Below are 21,429 nucleotides of genomic sequence, written 5' to 3' on the forward strand. Positions count from 1 at the left end.
GCTGCGCGCCCAGCTGGTCTCGCAGGCTTCTGATCGAGAACATCCGGGCTGAGCTTCCCCCGCAGAGAGGAAAACCCGGCCCGGATGTTGACGTCAGTCTCAGGCTGCGATGTCGGCGGCGGATCTGCTATACCTCGAAAATGCGCCGTGGCGTGTGGATCTCCATTGACACTGCGCCCAGGGGAGAGCCGTGGGTGGTTGGGTGTCGACTGCTGCTATCTGGCAGATGGGGTCAGATAAGCGGGTCGCGGCGGGCAGCGGATTCGCGGACGAGCAGGGCGAAGCGGTCGCGGCTTCGCTGCTGGTGCTGTTCGGCCTGTTCGTCGGTCCAGTCCTCCACGTCGTCGGTATCGGCGTCGTCCTCGTTGTCGAGGTCGTCGTATTCGCTGTGGAGGAGCCAGCAGGCGTAGATGCCGGTGAGGAGGTCTTCGAGGAGGTCGCGGGCGGGTCGAGTGGGGTCGAGTGGGGTCAGGCGCAGCTCGATGTTGGCCACGTCGGGTCCGTCGTCGACGCTGTACTCGGCGAGGGTCTCCTCCAGTTCGTCGAGCTGCTCGCGGAAGGCTGCGGGGTCGGGCAGGAGACCGTCGGTGATGTGCATGGCGTGACGCACGAGGCCAGTGACTGCCTCGTATGGGGTGGCGCCGTCGGCGATGAGACCGAGGACGAGGGTGGGGGTCTCGTGGGCGAGGGCTTCGATGTTGTCGGCCTCTTGGACGACGTGGACGGCGTCGTGTCCGGAGGCTTCGGCAGTGACCTCGGCTGCGGCGGCGAGCCAGTGGGCTGCGGCGACGGCGGCGGCGGTGGGATCGACGGCGGAGAACAGCTCGGCCGGCCCAAACGGGTCTTGTTGAAGGAGGCGGTCGGCGGCGGCGACCTGCACGGGGGACGCGTCCTCGCGGCTTAGGAGGACGGCTTGCTGGGCGCGGTCGGCCAGGTCGCCGAGTTCGGCGTTCTCCACGGCGGCGAGCTCGGTGGTGGCCTCGGCGAGGACGGCCTTCGTCAGTTCTGGGGAAGAGAGTTCGTGAAGGACGCGGCCGACACGGTTCGCGGACTCGATCACACGGCTGTAGGAGACGACCATCGAGCCGCCGCTCGGGAGGTTCGGGTTGGCGATTGCTTCTGCAACCTCGGCGAATGCCTTTCGTTCCTCCTCGCGGCGCCAGCCCTCGGTGTTGGGAGCGAGGGAACTGGCGGCGCTGGCGGGGTGGGTGTAGGTGTGCCACGCGGCCTGCGACAGCTGAGTGAGGACGCGGGCCAGGCCCAGGGCAGCGGATAGATCGGCTTCGGAGGGGAGGGTTGCGGTGCAGGTGGCGAGGTCGCCCTCGCCGGTTCCCCAGGTGGCGATCAGTTCGCGCCGGTGGGGGTCGATGCTGTAGCGGGTCAAGGGGCTCTGCCTCCGGCGTCAGGGTGTAGGCCGTGGTTGTCGGGTTAAGTCTGGTGCATCGTCAGGTCGGCGGAGCCGCGTCGTCGGGTGGAGTGTTCCGTGCTCTGGCCCTCGGGATGTGGCAGCGGGACGGCGCCTCGCCCCGGCATCCTGGAGCAAGTCCACGGCGCCGGCTCTGGCGGGGGCGACTGCGGTCGGGGGCTCTGACCAGGGGTATTCCCTTGGCGATCCGCAAAGGTCGCCATCGTGCGGCAGCTTCGCCTCCGGGATGAGATGCCCCGAAACATGACATATAGTGCAAATCTGGACTATTGGTGCCGCCATCTCGGGCTCTGGCGCGGACCGCGGAAGAGGGCTGTGCCGTGTCAGACCGTGCTGAACCGATCCATGCGCGCATTGCGGAACTGGCTCGCCCACAGCCCGGTGATCAGGTTGTCGACCTCGGCTGCGGCGCGGGACCGACGCTGCGAGCGGTCAGCCGAATAGCGCCGAAAGCTGCGCTCATAGGGCTCGACCGGTCCCCGGAGTTCCTGCGCCTTGCGCGTGGCGCCTTGAAAGGCCACGCCGGGTCGACGGCGGCGATCGCTGCCGATCTCCGCGATCCTCTGCCGTGCACCGACGGCAGCGTGGACGTCGTCCTGTCGTACAACACCATCGAGTGCCTGCCTGACCCGCAGGCGATGCTGGCGGAGGTCGCGCGAGTCCTGCGGCCGGGCGGTCGGGCGGTCATCGCGCACGTCGATTTCGACTCTATGGTGATTGCCGGCGCGGACGCCGATCTTGACCGGCGGGTCTGTCATGCGTTCGCAGACGACGCGCAGAGCTGGATGGACCACGCGGACGGCCGGATTGGTCGCAAGCTCGGGCTGCTTGTGGCCGGCAGTCCGCTAAGCCTTCTCCACGTAGAGCCCTTGCTGGTGTGGTCGACCGCGTTCACGGGGCACGCGAAGGACCGGCTCGGCCAGATTCGGAAGGCGCTGTTGTCCGCGGCCAGGCACGGCCGCGGCTCCGTCGGCCCCGAGGAGGTTGAAGAGTGGTACGCCGCGGTGGAAGAGGCGGATCGCTCGGGCGGTTTTTTCTTCTCCGAGCTGGCGTTCATCGCTGTTGCGGAGCGATCGAGGGCGCACTGTGGCGGCATCGCTGGGCGGCGCCAGGCTGAGGCGGGTATGTCGCCGGAGTGCGGGAGCCGGGTGCCAGACGGCTCGGTCGCGGCATGAAGCTGGCACGTCGGGCGCCTCGCAGGGATGGTGGGGCGCGTGGGTGCAGTGGGGTCTCTCACTGCCTCGCCGTGGGACGGCGGTAGGGCGGGGGCGGTGATCGACCGGTGCCGTGCGCCCGACTTAAATCCTCCACGAATTGTTGACGAAGAAAGATTCGTTCCTCTAATTGCGGAAACGTATTGCAATCCTCGTCGGTGAAGTTAAATCAGACATGGGTCTGTCGGCGGGGAAGGTTCTCACCTGCTCGGATGTGGTCGGGTTCGCGCTTTGCGTCGAGTCGGTTGACGGGCTTGCAGGCCGTGCCAAGTAATTGCAGAACGGCGCAGGGGAAATTCTTCATGGGGAGAGCCATGTCTGTCGACGTCCGGGTTGATCACGTGGTGGAGGTGCTTCGTGGGCGCCTCGCCATGAACGATTTCGTACTCATGACCCGCCGAGATTTGACGAATACCTGGCGGGCGGCGGGCTTCAAGAGGCTGGCGCAAGACTGGACTGCTTCCAGCTCTGTCGAGAGGAGCACGCCCGAAGCCGGTGCCGATCCATTGGCCGAGCTGATGACGGTGGCCCGGACTCGCCTGAGCAAGGGGCACGCCATGGAGCTTCAGCTCGCACTCGAAGAGAACGGCATTCACTGCGAGCCGGCTCTTGGCCGTCTGGGCGCGGGCACCGACATCGTCCGCATCTACCGGAAGTGGCGCGTGCAGGAGTAGAAGGTGAGGTCCTGGCCCGACTCGCTGGGACTGCCTACGGTCCGGCGTCGTTGCCGAGAGTGGTGGCGGCGAAGGTGCACAGGGTGTTCACGGTGGTGCTGAGCGGGTTCGTGGTGTCCAGCGCCAGCGCGGGCTGTTCGGGGTCGGACCAGGACAGCTCCGGCGCGTCCAGTGCCGGGGTGGTGCGGTAGGCGCGGACGGTGCGGAGGGCGTCGCGGGCGTGGCGTACTGGTTCGGGTGCGTGGAGGTGGATGAGGTGGAGGCGGTCTCCGAGGAGGTCTGCGGCGAGCTGTCGTTCGGCCTTGGTGGAGGTCACTAGGGTGACGATGCTGACCTGGTGCTGGCTGGCGGCGTGTGCGAGGGCGTGGATCGTGGCGATGCGGTCGGAGGGTGACCAGCCGAGATCTTGCAGGACACCGGTGGCACGCTCGACGTCCGCGTCGTAGAGCCCGCATTCGGCGTCGCGCTCGGTGCGGAGGTAGTCAAGGAGGTGGCGGGCGAGGGTGGTCTTGCCGGATGCCGGCAGTCCGAGGAGCCAGAAGACGGCCGATGGCTGCAGCTGGTTCACGGGGCGTAACCCCATTTCTGGCACCAGGAGTTGAGCAGCAGAGGGACGTCTGGGTCGGCGGGCGGCGGGGTGGCGGCCTGGACCTGTCCGGAGGCGATCTGGGGTGACCAGTCACCGATGCCGTAGACGAACGGGCCGTGGTCATGGCGGCCGTAGTCGAGCATGCTCGGATCCCAGGGGATGCCGATGTGGTCGCACAGGGCCTTGCAGGTGGCTTCCGGGTTGGCGGTGAGCTGCTCGTAGGTGAGGTGGATGGCGGCGGGCAGGTTGGCGGCGGCTTCGTCGAGGGCGGTGGCGAACTTGTCGACGGTGACGGCCGCTTCGGCGAGGTCGTGGGCGTCGCCGGCGCGGCGGATGGAGTCGGCGATGGCGACCGGGTGTCGGCGCAGGATGATGTAGCGGGCCTGGGGCCAGCAGGCGGCGAGGCGTTGCCAGATGAACACGTTGCCCGGGGATTTCTCGACGAGAACGCTCTTGCCGGCCTCGGTGAGCTGGCGGTGCAGCAGGCGGTCCCAGAGGAGGTGTTCGAGGGTGGTGGGGTCGAGGCCGAGGGTGCGCATGGACAGGTCGGTGAACTCGTCGTCGACGGTCACGGTGTAGCCGGCGAGGTGGAGTTCGTGCGGGGCGTGGACGTCGGGGTGGGAGCCGAGCAGGCAGCGCAGCAGGGTCGATCCGGAGCGGATCGGGGAGAGGAGGAACACGGGCGAGGGGACAAGGCGGTGGTCAGGCACCGAATTCCTCCTTGACGGCGTGCTCGCGTTCGGCGAAGACACGCAGGCGGGTGGCGAGGTCGCGGCGGTAGTGGGCGGAGCCGGGGGCGGTCTTCTCATCGCAGTGGAAGACCCGGAGTGGGAGGCGGTGCAGGTAGCCGATTCCGGGGCCGGCGGGGTGGGCGAAGGTGTGGGAGAGCCAGTCCTCGTAGTTCATCCAGCGCCGGCCGTCGTCGTGGAACCGGTCACCGGGGATGCCGCCGGCGGCGGTCATGACGGGGCGGGCCCGCTGGGTGTCGTAGATCAGGAAGTGCGAGGAGACGCGGTTGACTGAGCGGGCGCGGTCGCTCAGCGGCGGGCCGACCTCTTCGAGCTTCCACTACCAGCAGTCGTGGTCGTCGATGCGTTGGGCGAGCGCGAGCTGAGGGCACTGGTCGAACGTCTCGGCGATCTCGGCGAGGACATCGGGGGTGCTCGGGTCGCGGAAGGCGACGACGTCGCCTTCGATGGTGATCAGGAAGCGGCTCTTGTCGCTGACGAAGTGGGTGTGGATGTTGTTCGCCTGGTCGCCGGAGGCCCGGTGGCGGGTGCGCCAGCGTAGCCGGACCTCGTCGAACCCCCAGCTCCTGTGGGCGAGTTCGACGATCTCCTCTGTCGGAGCACTTTCTGCGCCGTCCACGACGAGCACCAGGTCGTACGGGTGGCGGGTGCCGCGGGTCAGGGCGTCCAGGGTGGTGGGGATGGTGCGGTGCAGGAGTTGGACGTCGCTGTGGACGAGGTAGGCGATCGTGAACGCGGGCGGGTAGGTCACGGCGGTCACCATCCCGCCGGGCCGGTCACGTCCGGCCCCGGCGCGCTGCCGGCTGGGCTCACGGACGCCAGCAGAGCGCGGAGGTCCTCCATCATGCGGCCGGTGAGGTCGCGGGCGGCTTCGGCGATGTCCCGTTCGATGCCGTGCTCGACCTGGTCGGGGATGTGCGGGTGGCCCACGCACATGCCCATGACCTGGTATTTGGCGCCGGTGCCTAGTCCGATTCGGTCAGCGAGGTCCTGCAGCGCGAACAGGTCGAAGGCGACCGCGCCCGCGCGATACAGGCGGTCGGCGAAGGCGGCGGTGAAGCGGGAGATGAGGTCGCGCACCGCGCCGTGGCGCGCGGCCGGCAGGGCGGCCTGTTCGAGGGCTTCGGCGACCGGGGCGGGGAGGAAGACGAAGGCGCACCGGTAGAAGTCGGACGTGCCGAGCATCCGGAAGCAGCCGGTGCGCTCGAGCAGGTCGACCATCCCCTGGAAGGTCGCCTGGCGGTCTTCGACGAGACGGCCGATGCCGTCAACACCTTGATGTTTCATCAGCGCCCAGAGCTTGAGCGATTCGAAGCCGCGGGAGCCGTAGAACGGAGTGATCAGTCCGAGGTCGAGGCAGGCGGGATCATCTGCGCGGTCCGGGTAGCGGGCGAAGCGGCCGAGCGCGGCGGAGTCGCGGAAGAGGACGTAGCTGGAGGGGTAGCTGACGAACAGTCCCTTGTGCGGGTCGAGGGCGATGGACTCGGCGTGCTCGATGCCGGCGAGCTGGACCTTGAGCTTCTCGGAGAACAGCAGGCTGCCACCGTGGCAGGCGTCCACGTGGAACCACACGTTGTGCTGCTTGCCGAGTTCGGCGAGGGCCTGCAGGTCGTCGATGCCGGTCGTGCGGCAGTTGCCGGCGACGCCGACGATCATGAAGATGCGCTTTCCGAGAGGCGGCGAGGCCAGCAGGCGGGCGACGGAGGCGGGGTCGCTGGTGAAGTCCGGGGTGGCGTCCGCCCAGAGCAGTCCGTCGGTGCCGAGGCCGAGGGCCTGGGCGGCGGCGAGGTAGGAGAAGTGCTCGACTCCGCCGGCCAGCAGGATCACCGGCTGCTCGGGCAGGGCCCGCAGGCCGGTGGTGCGGATCTCGGGGTAGGTGTGGGCGAGGGCGGCGGCGATGGCGATGTGGTTGCTCATGTTGCCGCCGGAGGTCCACATGCCGCCGAGCGATGCGAGTCCCCGGTAGTCGGCCAGAGGCGTGACTGGGTAGCCGATGAGTTCCCGGAGCCAGGTGATCAGCTGGGCCTCGATCACGCTGGCGGCGGGAGCGCTGCGGTCGTAGGCGATCAGGTTCTGGTTGAGGAAGGACGCGACGATGTCGGCCGCGAGGGCGGCGATGCTGTCGCCGGTGTCGGGGAACGCGAGGTAGCGCGGGTCTGCCTGGGAGATCGACCATCCGGCGATCTCGGTCAGCGCCTCCAGCAGCTGCTCGTCGCTCCCGCCAGCGTCGGGGAGCGGGCCGGTGAAGCGGTCGATGAGCTCGCTGACCGTCGCGTGCCGCAGGACCAGGTCGTCGCGCAAGGCTCCGGAGGCGAAGTCGAGGCCGAGGTCGACCGCCCGGTGCAGCAGCCGTCGGCTGTCCTCGGTCGGCTGGTTGCCCAGGAGGGCGGGTGGGCGGGTGTCAGACACGTCCGAACTCCATTCGGTACACGCAGTCTTCGCACGAGGACCAGGCAGGGCCGCGGGAGAGGAAGGAGTCCCGCAGAGCGCCGTATGGCTTCGATGTCCAGATCTCGGCCATCGGTGCCTGGTGGATGTTGCCGAGCACGTTGCCGGGTGAGGACTCCATGTGGATGCAGCACGGCGTGACGTCGCCGTCCTTGGTGATGTAGCTGGCGTCCCAGGGCCAAGGACATACGGCCCGGCCTGCGGCCGGGGAGGTCAGCCGGGAGTAGTCGAAGATCGACAGCTGTAGCCCCAGCTCGTCGGCGCGGGCGAGGCCAGCCTCCAGGTGTGGCACAACCTGTGCAGGCGCGGCGGCGAAGAGGGACTCGGTGTTGAGGGACTTGTCCTTGCCCCAGTGGTGCAGGCTCTCCACACTGATCCGCGTGACGCCGTGGTCCGCGACGAAGTCGACGATCGCCGGGAACTGGTCGAGATTGGCGGCGGAGAGCGTCACCGCGGCCGACAGTGCGGTATCGCGCTGCCGCGTCATCTCCGCAGCCTCGCGCAGCGCGGTAGACAGCTGGGATCGACGCAGGCCGGAGCGCATCCGCCCGAGCGTGGCATCGTCGGCGCCGTCAACGCTGATGGCGAGCAGACCAAGTCCCGCGTCGAGAACCGGCTGGAGACGACGGCGCACGAGCAGGCCGTTGGTGTTCGTCGAGGTGAACACAGACCGGTCAGTGCACGCCTGGACGAAGGAGGCGAAGTCGCGGACGATCAGCGCCTCACCGGCGCCGACGAAGGAGACGTGGCCGAGATCGGGCAGCTGCTCGAGCAGCGCGGCGAAGGCATCCAGCGGCAGGTGCCCGCCGCTGCTGTCGTGCACCGCCCGCACGCACCCGGCGCAGGCGAGGTTGCACAGGTCGGTGAGTTCCACCTGCAGGTACTGGGGAGTCGGCGTGGGCCGGCCCGGTTCGAGCCCGTAGCGGTCGAAGTCGTCCGTGACGAGGAACTTCCGGAAGCGATCCGGCACCACGATCGGAGGCACACGCTCGGGCCTCACCTGGTCACCTCCTTCTGGTAGACGGAGACCATCTCGTCGACGAACGCCTCGAACGCCGACGCCCGGCGGCCGAACGACGCCACCTGCGGCTCCCGATGTCCGGCCGCGGCATCGATCGCCTGCCTCCACGAAGCCGGGTCGGCGTACTGCTTGACGAGGTGGAAGCCGTCGTCGTCCGAGAGGTGGCGCATGGACGGCACCGCCGAGGACCACACCGGCACGCCCAGGGCCCGGGCCTCGTGCGCCACGATCGGATGGTTCTCCCACCACTGCGAGGGCACCAGCAACGCCCGCGCGCCGGCCAGTACCGGTCCGACATTGGAGCGGGAGAGCGGAGGAAGCCAGCGCACCCTCGGATCGGCTGCGGCGACCAGGCGCATCCGCTCCTCGTACGCGGCGTCGTCCGGCACCGTCGCGACCAGGAGCGGCAACGTGGTCGGGCCGTCCGAGAGGGCGCGGAGCAGGACGTGGAGGCCCTTCTCGGGTGAGCACCGGCCCAGGAACAGCAGGTACTCGCCGCCGCCACTGTTCTCGGCCAGCGACTGCCAGCTGTCAGGCAGCCCGTAGCAGGCCCGGTCCCGGACCATCCTGTCCACCGCGACGCCCGCCTTCGCCAACTCCACGGCCTGATGCGGGGTCTGCGCCCACAGCGCCCGCACCCGCCCGTTCAACCAAGCGACATTGCGAGCCCGCCACGACTCCACGTCCCCCGCCGCCGCAGTCGTCGCGCCCAGGCAGTCCACGCAGCCGGTCGAGGGCGCGGTACTGGTGCACTGTGCACCGGTGGAGCGCACGATGAGCTGATGGTCGGGGCAGACGGCGGTGTAGTCGGTCAGCGTCGCGACGACGGGCACGTTCCGCAGCGGCGCGGTGTCGAGGAACGCCAGGCCGATGCGGCTGAAGTGCAGGACGTGGACGAGGTCGACGGCAGGTCGCGAGGCGAGCAACTGCTCGATGCGCGCCGCCTGCTGGGCCTCTTGGGCGCGCCAGCCGACCGGGTAGTCGCGTGCGAAGACTGCGGGCACGCTGATGTAGTCGGCTGCGGCGCGTTGTTGCGGCGGCGGCGGGTCGCCGACGGCCAGCCACGTGAGGTCTAGGCCCCGCGTCGTCAGGGCCCGGGCGATGTCGTTGGCCAGGATCTCCGTCCCGCCGGCCTCCTCGCCCGCAAATCGGTGGGTGACCAGAAGAATGCGCATCTCGCCTCCCGTCAGCAGGTGTTGCCCTGGAGACCGGCCCAGCGACCGAGCGGCGTGAGCTCAACGGGCATGCGGCCGTTGACTTCCGCCGAGGTCGGTCGCCAGGGTGCTTCCGGGCCGGACAGGCGAAGCGGGCCCGCCCCGCCGGAGGCCAGGACCGCGAACGGCTCGTGCAGCGTCAAGGCCGTCCATCCGCCGTCCGCGAGGTCCGCGAACACGTTCACCCCAAGCCCCAAGCCGGACCCGACCGGTTCGGGAAGCGGCACCAGCAGTTCCAGGTGATCGGCCTCCCAGGAGAAGCGGACGTCTCGGGCGTCCTCCCACACGGGACCGGGATGCGGAACACGGCGGAACCGGCCGGTGGGTGCCGTGAGCCACCAGGCGCCGTCGCGGGTGCACCGCAGGTACCGATCACCGGGCCACTGCCCGGCGGCGAGATCGTGCAGGGTGAACACGCCCGCACCCAACGGCTGCAGGCGGACGCGCACCGCCTGGACGGCGCCGGGCGAATCGCCCAGATCCAGCCGCGCCGCGAGTCCTTCGGCGCGTCGGGTGAGTGTGACGGCGAGTCCCGCAGGGTTGGCCAGTCCGCCTCGCACCCGGCCCGGACCGCCGAGTGGGGCGGGCACTGGCTGATCGTCGGTCGTGGCATCGAGGCGGGCCGCCGGGAGGTATGCGGCTTCGGGGGCGGAGCCGAGCGCCTCGTCGGTGAGTCCGTACGGCGAGGGCAGGGCGTCCAGCACCTCGGGGTGCTGCTCGCGCAGGGTGACGACGAGGCGGATCGACAGGTCGGTGAGGAACCGGATGAGGTCGCACTTCACGCCGTCGGGCTTGGTGATGTCGCCGTTCGCGAGGACCGCCTGGTAGTAGCAGCCGCCGCCGCACACGTACCGGGACGGGCATGAGGAGCACTCGTCCCGTTGGTCGACGACCAGGTCGAGGTACTTGCGGCGCTCGGTCTCCTCGACGCCGGTGGAGGCGTGGCCGATGTGCCAGCCGGACTTGCCGATGAAGTGCGCGCACGGGTAGAGGTTGCCGTTGGTGTCCAGGTAGGTGCCGCTCTTGCCGGCCCCGCACCGGTAGACCTGAGCCGCACGGTCCTTCACCCGGTAGAAGAACCGCATGAGGAAGTCCTCGGAGTTCAGCGCCAGTAGCCGGGCGAGGATGCCTTCCGGGGGCTGGGCGAGGATGTGCTCGACGAGGTCGGCGTAGCCCTGGCGGAAGGCCGGCAGCGTCTCGGCGTTGAGCGCGTATTCCTTGTCGTGGGTGGCGTTGACCGGCTTCATGTAGATGTTGCGGGCGCCGACGTCCTCGAAGAGGTGGCGGAAGATCGCCACGAAGTCGGTGCAGTACGCGGTCAGGACGGCCGAGACCCCCATGTCGGGGTGGCGGGCCAGCACCTGGTCGAGCACGGAACGCACGTGGTCGTACGTGCCGCCCCGGTCACCGGTGTAGAAGCGCACCCGGTCGTGGACGTCCCTGGGCCCGTCCAGGCTGATGTCCTGGGGCGGGCCGAGCTGCTCGGCGAGCTCCGTTGTCATCGACAGCGTCGCGTTGGTGACCATGGGCCCCGCCCAGACCACGGCCACTGGTGAGTCGGCGAGGTTCTCGGCGACCAACTCCTGGACCGAGTCGTGCATGTGGCGCACGAGCATGGTCTCGCCGGCCAGGCCGAAGTCGACTCGGCTGTACCGGGCGCCCTCCTCGACCAGCCGCTCGCGGTGGGTGCGAAGGCCCTGCACCACGGTCTCCAGCGGGATGGTGACGGGCTTGCCATCGGCGTGCACCCGGTCCCGGAACGAGCAGTATGTGCAGCCCATGTTGCAGACGTCGGTCAGCGACAACTGGGCCTGCGGGTACGCCTCACGGTAGGAGGTGATCTGGTGGACCGGCTCCAGGTCGCCGCACGGACACGGCTGACCCGGGGCGGTGATCTGCCCGCCGCGGACATGGAAGGCGTAGCCGTCCGCGAAGGAGACGTGCGAGGCATCGCTGGTGGACAGGGGAATCGCGTCGCTGATCACGGTTGACCTCTCGGGTTGAGACGGCGCGGATCGGGGCGGAACGGGATTACAGGTTGCGCGGGCCAGGCAGACCGAGGCGGCGACGCAGCACGTCCAGCCGGCCGGCCAGCTGCTCCACCTCCGCGTCCAGGTCGGTGGTCGGCGGCGCGGGATCGGCCGCCTCGCGCAGGGCGAACGTTCGGCGCACCAGGGCCTCCACCTCGGCGGCCTCGTCACCCGGAACGAGCCCGTGCAGGAGCGACAGCTGCGGGACCAGCCTCACCGGAGGTGGCGCATCTGCGGAACGGGCGAACACGAGCCGGGCCAGCAGCGCCCGGGACTCGAACCACAGGTACTTGGCGGTGAGTTCGCGGCCCCGCTGCTCGTAATCGCTCGGCCGGCTGATGACGGTGGTCGACGGGGCGGTGATGACGGTGGAGACCCAGCCAGGGGAGTGATGGTCCATGCTGGGCCGGCGCAGCTCGAACCACTCGTGGAGATCGCGGCTGACCATCCCGTCCGCGCTGACGACATCCCGCTCGGTCGGGCGGGCGGCGGAGCCCTCGGCGGCAAGACCCAGGCAGGTGAGCGCTTCGATCACGAGGTCCTCAAGCGCCCGATGCCCGTTGGGGTGGTCGGGTGAGCTCAGTTCGAAGTCGATGTCGCTGCCGCGTCCGAGGACTCCCTGCGCGCACGAGCCGCGCAAGATGAGCTCCAACCCCTCCAGTCCCAGGACGGCTTGAGCAGTCCGGGCCATGCGGGCGGTGACTTCCTCGGCGACGTCGGCGCGCTCACATGCCGCATTCCACCCGCCGACGCCCCGCAGCTCTTTCAGACGTGCGGCCAGCTGTTCGAGCGGTTGGAGGTCGGCAGCCAACGGACGCTCGGTCGTGGAGAACAGGGTGAGAATCCAAGGTCGGCGTAACCGCTCCAGGCCACGGCCGTCGTTGGCACGGGTGCTTTTGGTGAGGGCGTCCAGGCGGTGAAGGAGGTCCGTAAAGGCGTCCTCGCCCTGGTCTGCTCGCAGCCGTGAGGTCAGCACCGTGTGGAAGACGCCGAGGCCCGGCGGCAGGAGGTCCTCGGCGAGATGACCCAGGCGCGCGGCACTCGCGGACTTCGGCCCCGCGGCGGGCAGTTCACTCGCGAGCGTCAACTCGATGCCGCGGCGACGCACCTCCCGCGCGGCCAGTCCGACCGGCAGCCAGGCAGCGAGTATGGACTCGAAACCGTCCAGCGGGGGCTCGTCGCCGCTCCCCGCAGTGATGCGCCTTCGGAGCCCCAGATCCCGTCCGGCCAGATCGGACCATGCGATGTCCCACTTCATCACGGTCAGCGCACCGGGGGCGTCGGTGCCCGCTGGGACGAGTAGCGCGTCCTCCCAGTCGATCAGGACCGTCCGGCCGCGATGGCGGAACATGTTCCGCGGAATGCACCCGGACGCCTCCACACCGCGCGCCAGCACCGCCAAGAGGAGATCCTCGATTTCCTCCGCAGGCAGACCGGCCAGGCCGTCTGGTGATGCGGAGAGCGGGATCCCGAGGTAGGGCGAGACAAGAGCCGTCGTGCAGTCGTCCAGCGGAACAAGGTCGGGAACGCACACCTCGATACGCCCGAACCCGTCCACCGTGAGCGCACCCACGCGACGCGCCGCCTCCGCAGCGAGTGCGTGCTCCGCGTGCGCCGCCGCCCGTGACCGAAGCTTGGCCACAAGGTCCCGCCCTTCGTAGCGCAACCGTCGTACCGCACCGGTGACGTCACTGAGCCCCGGATCGTCGAGCGCATGCCCCCCGCCGTCCCCGGCGAACACCGCCCGGATCGCCGCAGCGACGTCCGGCGAACCACCCGCACCCCTAGACAGCCTGCTCACCCCACTCCCCTCCCGAGCGCCGCACAGCAGGCTTGCCACCGTAGCCGCTCCATCACGCTGTGTTCGATCGAATTTGCGGATTCGGCTCAAGGGGGATGCGGAACGCGTGCCTCCCTGGAGGTGGGGCGCCGCCGTTGGTGCTGATGATCACTCAGGATGATCTGTGGCCAAGGGCCTTGAGGGTGCAGGCTTCGATCCGCGGTGACGTTAATCGGGCCGTTGGCTGTGTGGGGCATGGGATACTCGGCAGACGGCGCCGACCGCTCGACAGGGTGGCGCTGTGCGACTCCCGCGGCCCGTCCGCGGATCCGCCCTCTCACAGAAGTGGTCCTTCGATCTATGCCTACGGTCCTCTCCATCGCCGACGCGCTGCGCGAGCGCTTCGCACAGGCGATCTCCACTGCGTTCCCCGACGCCGCGGACAGCGACCCCCAGCTGCGACGAAGCGACCGCGCCGACTTCCAGGCCAACGGCATCATGAGCCTGGCCAAGCCGCTGCGGGCCAACCCCCGCGAGGTGGCCGCGCGCGTGCTCGACAACCTCGGCTCTGACCAGGTGATCGCGAACCTGGAGGTCTCCGGGCCCGGCTTCATCAACGTCACCGTCACCGACACCGCCATCCTCGAGCGACTGGCCTCCCGCGCCGCCGACGCCCGACTCGGCGTGGGCAGCAACGCCGAGGCCGGCGTCACGGTGATCGACTACAGCCAGCCGAACATCGCCAAGGAGATGCACGTCGGCCACCTGCGCTCCACGATCATCGGGGACGCGCTCGTGCGCGCCCTCGAGTTCAGCGGCGGGAAGGTCATCCGGCGCAACCACCTCGGGGACTGGGGCACCCAGTTTGGCATGCTCATCCAGTACCTCATCGAGCACCCAAGCGAGCTCGACGAAGGCACCGAGCCGGACGACTCCGGTCCTTCGATGTCCCGCCTTAACCGCCTGTACAAGGCGTCGCGCGCCAAGTTCGACAGCGACGCCGACTTCGCCGACCGCGCCCGCCGGCGCGTCGTCGAGCTGCAGGCCGGCCACGCCGAGACCATCGCGTCCTGGCAGGGCATGGTCGACGAGTCGAAGGTCTACTTCGAGGCCGTCTACGCCCGCCTCGGCGTCCTCCTCGAAGACGCCGACGCCGTCGGCGAGAGCTACTACAACCCCATGCTCGCCGACGTGTGCGCCGACCTCGAAGCCTCCGGCGTCGCCGTCCGCTCGGACGGCGCCCTGTGCGTCTTCTTCGACGACATCAAGGGCCCCAACGGCGAACCCACCCCGCTCATCGTCCAGAAGAGCGACGGCGGCTACGGCTACGCCACCACCGACCTCGCCGCCATCCGCGACCGCGTCGGCATGCTCGGCGCCAACCAGCTCCTCTACGTCGTCGACAGCCGCCAGGCCCTGCACTTCCAGATGGTCTTCGAGACCGCCCGCCGCGCCGGCTGGCTCCCCGACAACGTCCGCGCCCTGCACCTCGGCTTCGGCACCGTCCTCGGCAAGGACGGCAAGCCCTTCAAGACCCGCTCCGGCGACACCGTCCGCCTCATGGACCTCCTCGACGAAGCCGTCGACCGGGCCCGCACCGTCGTCGCCGAGAAGAGCCCCCAGCTCGCCACCGAGGAACTCGAAGACCGGGCCAAGCAGGTCGGCATCGGCGCGGTCAAGTACGCCGACCTCTCGACCTCCCGCACCCGCGACTACATCTTCGACGCCGACCGCATGGTCTCCCTCAACGGCGACACCGGCACCTACCTCCAGTACGCCTACGCCCGCATCCAGTCCATCCTGCGCAAGGCCCCCGACGGCGTCACCCCGACCGCCCACCAGGACCTCGCCCTGGAGCCGGCCGAACGCGCCCTCGGACTCCTCCTCGACGAATTCGGCGCCACCATCGACCTCGTCGCCGAGACCTTCGAACCCCACCGCCTCTGCGCCTACCTGCACAGCCTCGCGGCGGCGTACACCACCTTCTACGAGCACTGCCCCGTCCTCAAGGCCCCCAGCCGCGAGGTCATGGAGACCCGGCTGCTGCTGTGTCAGCTGACCGGCCAGACCCTCCGCCAGGGCATGGACCTCCTCGGCATCGGAACGCCCGAGAGGCTGTAGCTGACGAAAGCCTTCGAGTGGGCCAGCCGTGATCGGCTCACTCGAAGGCTTTGCGTGTAGTGGCGGGCGCGGTCCGCTTGCATGGAGTCGGCGGCCTTGCGGGGCTGTGTACGGCTACCCCGTGGAGCGCATCAGGTTCATGCTGTGGCCTCGGTCCTCGATGCCGACGTAGGCGTTGACGAGGAAGGGAGCCAGCTTCGGGGTTGCCCGGTCGGCACCGGTGTGGGCGTCGAGGATGACATTGCCGTTGGTCGTCCGGCCGTACACCGCTCCGTGCCACGCGGCAGTGACCACCGGCACCAGTCGTCCTCCCGGCGTCTCGGTGATCGACCAGAGCCATTTCATCGACGTCGCGTCCAAGGCCGCGATCGAGTGCGTCTGGCCGAACAGCTGGTCGTTGCAGAGGATGACGGACGTTCCGTCGAAGTCACAGTGCCAGGGGTGCACATACGCTCCTGGCCCCGGGTGGGCGCGGACCGTCCCGGTACGGGCGTCAATGATGACGAACCCATCGGAGGCCGACATCGCGAGCAGGCCAGGGCCGGCGGAGGAGGCGACGGCGTGGCTTTCCGTGTGGACGGCCGACCACCGGGGAGTGCCGTCTGATGCGCCGTAGCCTGCGAGTTGACGCTCGCCGTACGTCGGAGCCTCGGCACCGGCCACGATGCCATCGACAAGCTGCATCGCGTGGAAATCGGCCCGGGTCCATCGAAGCTGCCCGGATCCCGCGTCGACCACATAGGTCGTCTCGTCATCGGACACGACCACGCTCTGGTCGTCCACGGCCACCACCTGCGCCGCCCTGATGCCGTCTGCGAGCAGCGAATCGTCGCGACTCAAAGCCTCCTTGTCCAGAGGCGTTACCACGAGGTCGACCTGAGTGCTCCAGACGGTCTTGCCCGTCGTGGAATCGGCGGCCAGTACCTCGATCACGTTTCGGCCCCTGCCCGTACCCGTGCCCGGAATGAAACGGGAGAACGCCACGAGCACGGCGTCAACGCCGTGGAAGCGGGCGGGCAGTGGCGCGGCCCTCTCCGACCCGAAGCCGCTCTTCGTAGCGGGGATGGTGCTGCTCGCACTCCAGAGCGTGTTCCTGGTGACGGCATCGACGGCTTTCATGCCGTCCTCGGTGGTCACGAAGGCGGTTGTGTCCTTCAGCGAGATCGCCGGCCGTTGCCGTGTAGGGCTTGATGTCGAGGGCTGGACCCCCTCGTCGAGTGCATCCCCCGTGCCGTTTCCGTCGCCGAAGTCGAACGACGTCGGCGGGTCGAACGCCTGGAGATGCCGGGCCGCCGAAGGAACCCCGTCCGCAGACAGGGGAGTTGAACCGCTACAGCCCGATAGCGGGCCAACCAACGCCACCACCAGGGCGACAGCACCAGCCCAGCGCCGACGCCGATAGCGAGCCGCGAAGATCATCATTCCCCCTTTGCTTGATCACCGAAGCAGTGCAGACTGTACCTGACAGTGATCGGCTGGCTCCGGGATGCCGCCACCCTGGCAGGATCCACCGCACGGCGCGGCGAGAACCTAGGGACCGATTGATCACGGGAAGGACTACACGCCTCCACCTGTCGGCCCTGACCGATATGGTCAAGGCTGTAGAGGAAGGCCGTGGTTCGTCCGCGGCCGGAAGCAGGGATCAGGGAGGGCGCAGGGGTGTCGGCAGTGGGCAAGGACGGCAACTCGGGAGCGCGTCGGCCGAAGCCTGCACCGCCGCGCGTGCAGCGATGGTTCCAGGAACGCCCCTCCCCGTTCCCGCACGAGCAGGAAGCGCTCGACCACGTCAAGGCGCTGATGCCGCAGGCGGAGCCCTTCCGGTCCTGGGCGACCTTCTCGTTCACGGCCTCCTCGGGGCGCGTCAACGAGTGCGACCTGTTCATCCTCGTGCCGCGCGGCCTCTTCCTCGTAGAGCTCAAAGCGCACCCCGGGCGCCTCGTCAACAACGGGAGCACCTGGAACTTCCACGGCCCCGACCGACTCCGCACCATCGACAACCCGCTGCACCTGACCGACCTCAAGTCCAAGGAACTGCGGAGCAAGCTTTCCTGGGCCGCCGGGAAGTTCCACACCGGCGTGCGCATCCCCTGGATCTCCCCGGCGGTATTCCTCTCGGCCCCGAGCCTGCGATCCGAACTCGACGCCGGCCAGCAGACCAACGTCTACGGCCGTGACGACGGCGCCAGCGGCCTGCCCCGCATCTGGCAGGACTTCCTCGGCCTGCCGCCTCAGCGGGACTCCGAGGCAGCCCGGCGCGAGCGATTCGAACTGGCGCGGGCCCTGCCCGATCTCATGAAGAGGATCGGCGTCAAGGCATCCACCGCCCACCTGAACTTCGGCGACGGCTGGAACCTCGCAGGGCGCCCCCTGGACGGTGGCCCCACCTGGGAGGACCGCCTTGCCATCCGCGAGCAGCCCATCCGCGAGGAAGGCCGCGTCCGCGTCTACCTGGTGAGCCTCCAAGCAACCGCGGAGACCCGGAACTCGGTCGAACGAGCAGCCCGGCGCGAGTATCAGGTCCTCCAGGGCATCAGCCACCGCGGCATCGCCCAGGCCCGGGAGTTCCGCGACCACCAGGGTGGCCCGGCCATCCTCTTCAACCACCGCGCCGCCGACCTGCGCCTGGACGCCTACCTGGCCACCTACAACGCCTCGTTGACCCACGAAACCCGGCTGGAGCTGGTACGGCAGATCGCCGACGCGCTGCGCTACGCCCACCAGCGCTCGCTCTACCACCGCGCGCTCGCGGCCCGATCGGTGTACGTCTCCAGTAAGTCCGACGGGTCCAACCCGGTCGTGCGCATCATCGACTGGCAGGTCGCCGCCCGCGACTTCGACAGCACCTCGCACACCTCCCTCGGCACCCCCAGCGCCGGCGGCGACCACGTCGAGAACGCCGCACAGGTCTACCTGGCGCCGGAGTTCGAGATGGAGTTCGCCGACCCGGTCGACCTGGACATCTTCGGCCTCGGCGCCCTCGCCCACCTCATCCTGGCCGGCGAGCCACCGGCCGAGCGGCGCAGCGCCATGATCGAGCGGCTGACGAACGACGGCGGACTGCGTCCGTCCGCCGTATCGGACGCCGTGTCGGAAGAACTCGACGGCCTGGTGTTCCGGGCAACCCGGGCGGACGTGGCCGAACGGCTCGACTCGGTGGACCGGTTCCTGGACGAACTCGACCGAATCGAGCACGCAGCCGCCACGGAAGTATCGGCGCCGGTCGGCATCGACCCGCTCGCGGCGATGGCAGGGCAGAACGTCGATGCGGAGTGGACGGTCGAGAAGGTCCTCGGCACCGGCGCCACCGCCAGGGCTCTGCTCGTGCGGCGCGAGGCGGAAGATCTCGGGGGCGTGATCCGGGTCGATCGGCGCGTGCTCAAGGTCGCCCTGGACGAGACCCGCGACGACCGCCTGGAATCCGAGGCTGACGTGCTGGCCAAGGTCGGCGGTGGGGCCGTCGTGCGGCTGCTCGACGGTCCGCGCAAGATTCACAACCGGACGGTGCTGGACCTCGAGTACGCCGGCGAGCGCTCACTCGGTGCCCGGCTGCGTGGGGACGGGCGCCTGACCTACCACGAGCTTGAGCGCTTCAGCAGCGACCTTTTCACCGCCCTCGACCAGCTGGCCGGCAAGGGCGTGTTGCACCGCGACCTCAAGCCGGACAACTTCGGCGTGCTCCAGCGGGCCGACCGGTCCTGGCAGCTGGTGCTCTTCGACTTCTCCCTCGCCGAGGCATCGGAACGGGACGTGAAGGCCGGCACTCGCGGCTACCTCGACCCGTTCCTCGACACACCGCGCCGGCCGGTCTTCGACAACCACGCCGAGTACTACGCTGCAGCCGTCACCCTGCACGAGATGGCGTCCGGCGAGCGCCCCCGCTGGGGCGACGAGATGACCGATCCCCGTACCACCGACGACGAGTACCCGGTGATCGCGGAGGATGTCTTCGAGCCTGCACTGAAGGACGGGCTGAAGGCGTTCTTCCAGCGGGCACTCCACCGGGACGCCGATCGCCGCTTCGACACGCTGCGGCAGATGCACGAAGCCTGGCAGGCGGTGTTCGCCAAGGCCGATGCGGTGGCTCCGGACGACGAGGACGACGAGACGGAGGATCTGGAGGCCGCTCGCGACCGCGTCGCCGCGCAGGCCGAAGCGGACACCCTGCTCAAGGACGCCGGCCTCTCACCACGCGCACAGTCGGTGGCCAACTCCTTCGGTGCGACCACCGTCGGCGAGCTTCTCAACGTGCCGCTGCACCAGATCGCCCGTGCCCGAGGTGCCGGTGCGGTGATCCGCAAGGAACTCAACAGACGGCACAAGCAGTGGACGGCGAAGCTCCGAAAGGCCGTCGCGCCCGGCCCGAAGCCGACAGGAGGCTCAGGGACCGCGGCCGTGGAGCCGCAGGTGGACCTGGCAAATCTGCCGGCGGACATCGCCGCCCGCGCGAGCATCGACGAGCTCGCCGCTCACCTCGACCCCGGGCCGGCCAGCAAGGGGTCGCGCAGGCGCGACGTCATCCGGCTCACGCTCGGCCTGCCCGGCGCAGATGGCGAGCTCTCCACACTGCCGGTCTGGTGCTCGCAGACGGACATCGCCAAGGCACTACCCACCTCGCAGGCGACCGTCTCGCGGAGCCATGTGGCTGCGATCCAGTCCTGGGTGGCAGATCCTGTGCTGGCGACGCTGCGGGAGGAAATCGTCGCCTTCGTCACCGGGGCAGGGCGCGTTGTCACCGCGCAGGAAGTGGCAACCGACCTGCGGATCCGCAAGGGCGTGCGGGAAGAGGACCCACAGCGTGCGGAGGTGCTCGCGCTCGCCGTGGTCCGCGCGGCTGTCGAGGCAGAAGCCTGGCCGCAGGACAAGGACGATGACGGACAGCCGCGGCTCGCGGTGCTCCGGCGCAGCGGCCGGGTCTTCATCGCGTGCGAATCCCTGGCGGGGACCAACGACCCCAGCGCGCCTGAACTCGGCGACTACGCTCGATCGCTCGGACAGCAGGCGGACCGGCTCGCGCTGACCGAGCCGCTGCCGGACCGTGCCGTCGTGATCCGCGACCTGCGATCCGTGCCGGTGCCGTCGGGCATGACCCCTCTGTCGGACGGCCGCATGGTGGCGCTCGCGTCGGCCGCCGCTCAGGACGCCCTGTACTCCCCGCGTCTGGAGCTCTACCCGAGGGGCATGGGCCTCGCGCCGGCGATCCGAATCTCGCAGGCCGCCGCCGGCGTCCGGCGCGACCGGGGCGCGACCGCGGAGGAACTCCTCGCCAAGGTGCGGCTTCGCTTCCCCGATCTGGATCTGGGCGAGCCGACGGCGGTCGAGCTGGAAGAGGCCCTGAAGGAGGCACTCCAGAACGCCGGATTCGTCCTCGAATACGACAGGGAGACCAAGCGCTTCCGCGCCCCGGTCCCGGAGGGCGTTCGCTCACTGACCGCCTCGGCGACCGCGACCACACTGTTCCCGGGCGCGGCAGGCGTGGCTGCAGCATCGGCGGCGGCCGGACGAGACCCGAAGCTACTCCTCGGAGCCAAGCTGGAGGACGCCCTGCGCCGCGGAGGCTTTCTCGCCCTGACCCTTCGAGGCAAGCACCTTCCCGGGGCAGCAGACCTCATTGCCCAGACATATGGCGTGGAGGCGGTCTCGCTGGGCGGGCTGTTCCTTCGGGAGTTCCGTGCGCTCGCAGTCCAGCACGGCACCGAGTGGGAACGAGTCCTGACCATCGACACCAAGTTCACCGAGTCCGGCGAACTGCCGCGAGGGCTTGCGTCGTACGTCAAGGGCGCGTGGTCCCGAGTGGGTGAGCACCTGCGTGAACGAGTCGAGACAGCTGGGTCGACGGACGTGCTCTTCCTCCACGATGCGGGTCTGGTTGCCCGATACCAGGACGCCGGCGGGCGGGAATTGCTGGTCACTCTGCAGAACGCGGCCCGCCGGGAGGCAGACGCCCCGCACGGGCTGTGGCTGCTCTGCCCGCAGGAGGCGCCGCACGAGACCCCGCAGCTGGACGGCATGATCGTCGAGGTACTTGGCGAGGCCGAGCGAGCAGTTCTGATCAAGGACTTCCTGGATGAGCTCCGAGCGCGGAGTGCTGCCGCCTGACGATATGCGCCTCCTCCGGACCCGACCTTCGGAACGGCCGATCGTTCGGGTGCGCTGAAATGGCAAA

At 69.3% G+C, this 21,429-nt stretch carries 15 protein-coding genes; 4 read left to right on the forward strand and 11 right to left on the reverse strand.

Annotated features, from left to right (window positions below):
* Positions 1–232: 232 nt before the first annotated feature.
* On the reverse strand, positions 233–1,384 hold the full coding sequence (locus tag AB0O19_RS30510; protein WP_363624150.1) for a hypothetical protein: 1,152 nt from the start codon (positions 1,382–1,384) through the stop codon (positions 233–235).
* A 362-nt stretch (positions 1,385–1,746) separates the two neighbouring features.
* Between AB0O19_RS30510 and AB0O19_RS30515 the strand changes: the two genes are divergently transcribed.
* The gene (locus tag AB0O19_RS30515; protein ID WP_363624152.1) at positions 1,747–2,601 is read left to right on the forward strand and encodes a methyltransferase domain-containing protein; all 855 of its coding nucleotides are present in this window, start codon (positions 1,747–1,749) and stop codon (positions 2,599–2,601) included.
* A gap of 353 nt (positions 2,602–2,954) precedes the next feature.
* On the forward strand, positions 2,955–3,314 hold the full coding sequence (locus AB0O19_RS30520; protein ID WP_363624154.1) for a hypothetical protein: 360 nt from the start codon (positions 2,955–2,957) through the stop codon (positions 3,312–3,314).
* A 34-nt stretch (positions 3,315–3,348) separates the two neighbouring features.
* On the opposite strand, the gene AB0O19_RS30525 is transcribed toward AB0O19_RS30520, so the two are convergent.
* From AB0O19_RS30525 to AB0O19_RS30565, 9 genes are all read right to left on the reverse strand, one after another.
* The gene (locus AB0O19_RS30525; RefSeq protein WP_363624156.1) at positions 3,349–3,882 is read right to left on the reverse strand and encodes an adenylyl-sulfate kinase; all 534 of its coding nucleotides are present in this window, start codon (positions 3,880–3,882) and stop codon (positions 3,349–3,351) included.
* Positions 3,879–4,613: a sulfotransferase gene (locus tag AB0O19_RS30530; RefSeq protein ID WP_363624157.1), complete on the reverse strand. Its 735-nt coding sequence runs from the start codon at positions 4,611–4,613 to the stop codon at positions 3,879–3,881. The genes AB0O19_RS30525 and AB0O19_RS30530 overlap by 4 nt, the downstream gene beginning before the upstream one ends.
* Positions 4,606–4,866 carry a hypothetical protein gene (locus AB0O19_RS30535; protein WP_363624158.1) on the reverse strand — a complete coding sequence of 87 codons (261 nt, stop codon included), beginning with the start codon at positions 4,864–4,866 and terminating at the stop codon, positions 4,606–4,608. The genes AB0O19_RS30530 and AB0O19_RS30535 overlap by 8 nt, the downstream gene beginning before the upstream one ends.
* A 105-nt stretch (positions 4,867–4,971) precedes the next feature.
* Positions 4,972–5,403 carry a hypothetical protein gene (locus AB0O19_RS30540; RefSeq protein ID WP_363624160.1) on the reverse strand — a complete coding sequence of 144 codons (432 nt, stop codon included), beginning with the start codon at positions 5,401–5,403 and terminating at the stop codon, positions 4,972–4,974.
* A 5-nt stretch (positions 5,404–5,408) separates the two neighbouring features.
* Positions 5,409–7,061, reverse strand: a complete 1,653-nt coding sequence (locus AB0O19_RS30545) for a pyridoxal-dependent decarboxylase (protein ID WP_363624162.1) — start codon at positions 7,059–7,061, stop codon at positions 5,409–5,411.
* A complete protein-coding gene (locus AB0O19_RS30550; RefSeq protein ID WP_363624164.1) occupies positions 7,054–8,100 on the reverse strand; it encodes a radical SAM protein in 1,047 nt (348 codons plus the stop codon). Before AB0O19_RS30550 ends, AB0O19_RS30545 begins: the two co-directional genes overlap by 8 nt.
* On the reverse strand, positions 8,097–9,296 hold the full coding sequence (locus tag AB0O19_RS30555; protein WP_363624166.1) for a glycosyltransferase: 1,200 nt from the start codon (positions 9,294–9,296) through the stop codon (positions 8,097–8,099). The genes AB0O19_RS30550 and AB0O19_RS30555 overlap by 4 nt, the downstream gene beginning before the upstream one ends.
* A gap of 11 nt (positions 9,297–9,307) precedes the next feature.
* Complete coding sequence (locus tag AB0O19_RS30560; RefSeq protein ID WP_363624168.1) at positions 9,308–11,320, reverse strand: SPASM domain-containing protein; 2,013 nt, start codon at positions 11,318–11,320, stop codon at positions 9,308–9,310.
* 46 nt (positions 11,321–11,366) lie between these two features.
* Positions 11,367–13,205 carry a hypothetical protein gene (locus tag AB0O19_RS30565; RefSeq protein WP_363624170.1) on the reverse strand — a complete coding sequence of 613 codons (1,839 nt, stop codon included), beginning with the start codon at positions 13,203–13,205 and terminating at the stop codon, positions 11,367–11,369.
* A 300-nt stretch (positions 13,206–13,505) separates the two neighbouring features.
* Between AB0O19_RS30565 and argS the strand changes: the two genes are divergently transcribed.
* Positions 13,506–15,266, forward strand: a complete 1,761-nt coding sequence (argS, locus tag AB0O19_RS30570; RefSeq protein WP_363624172.1) for an arginine--tRNA ligase — start codon at positions 13,506–13,508, stop codon at positions 15,264–15,266.
* A 114-nt stretch (positions 15,267–15,380) separates the two neighbouring features.
* Here argS and AB0O19_RS30575 read toward each other — a convergent pair whose 3' ends face one another.
* Complete coding sequence (locus AB0O19_RS30575; RefSeq protein WP_363624174.1) at positions 15,381–16,688, reverse strand: PQQ-binding-like beta-propeller repeat protein; 1,308 nt, start codon at positions 16,686–16,688, stop codon at positions 15,381–15,383.
* 246 nt (positions 16,689–16,934) lie between these two features.
* Between AB0O19_RS30575 and pglW the strand changes: the two genes are divergently transcribed.
* The gene (gene pglW / locus AB0O19_RS30580) at positions 16,935–21,362 is read left to right on the forward strand and encodes a BREX system serine/threonine kinase PglW (RefSeq protein WP_363624176.1); all 4,428 of its coding nucleotides are present in this window, start codon (positions 16,935–16,937) and stop codon (positions 21,360–21,362) included.
* The last annotated feature ends 67 nt before the right edge of the window (positions 21,363–21,429 follow it).

The organism is Kitasatospora sp. NPDC091276, from assembly GCF_040684355.1.
GTDB lineage: Bacteria > Actinomycetota > Actinomycetes > Streptomycetales > Streptomycetaceae > Kitasatospora.

Bases quoted from the DNA above. Each gene is read 5' to 3' on its own strand.
- AB0O19_RS30520 (WP_363624154.1), top strand. From the start codon at position 2,955: ATGTCTGTCGACGTCCGGGTTGATCACGTGGTGGAGGTGCTTCGTGGG.
- AB0O19_RS30535 (WP_363624158.1), bottom strand. From the start codon at position 4,866: ATGACCGCCGCCGGCGGCATCCCCGGTGACCGGTTCCACGACGACGGC.
- AB0O19_RS30555 (WP_363624166.1), bottom strand. From the start codon at position 9,296: ATGCGCATTCTTCTGGTCACCCACCGATTTGCGGGCGAGGAGGCCGGC.
- argS (WP_363624172.1), top strand. From the start codon at position 13,506: ATGCCTACGGTCCTCTCCATCGCCGACGCGCTGCGCGAGCGCTTCGCA.
- AB0O19_RS30575 (WP_363624174.1), bottom strand. From the start codon at position 16,688: ATGATGATCTTCGCGGCTCGCTATCGGCGTCGGCGCTGGGCTGGTGCT.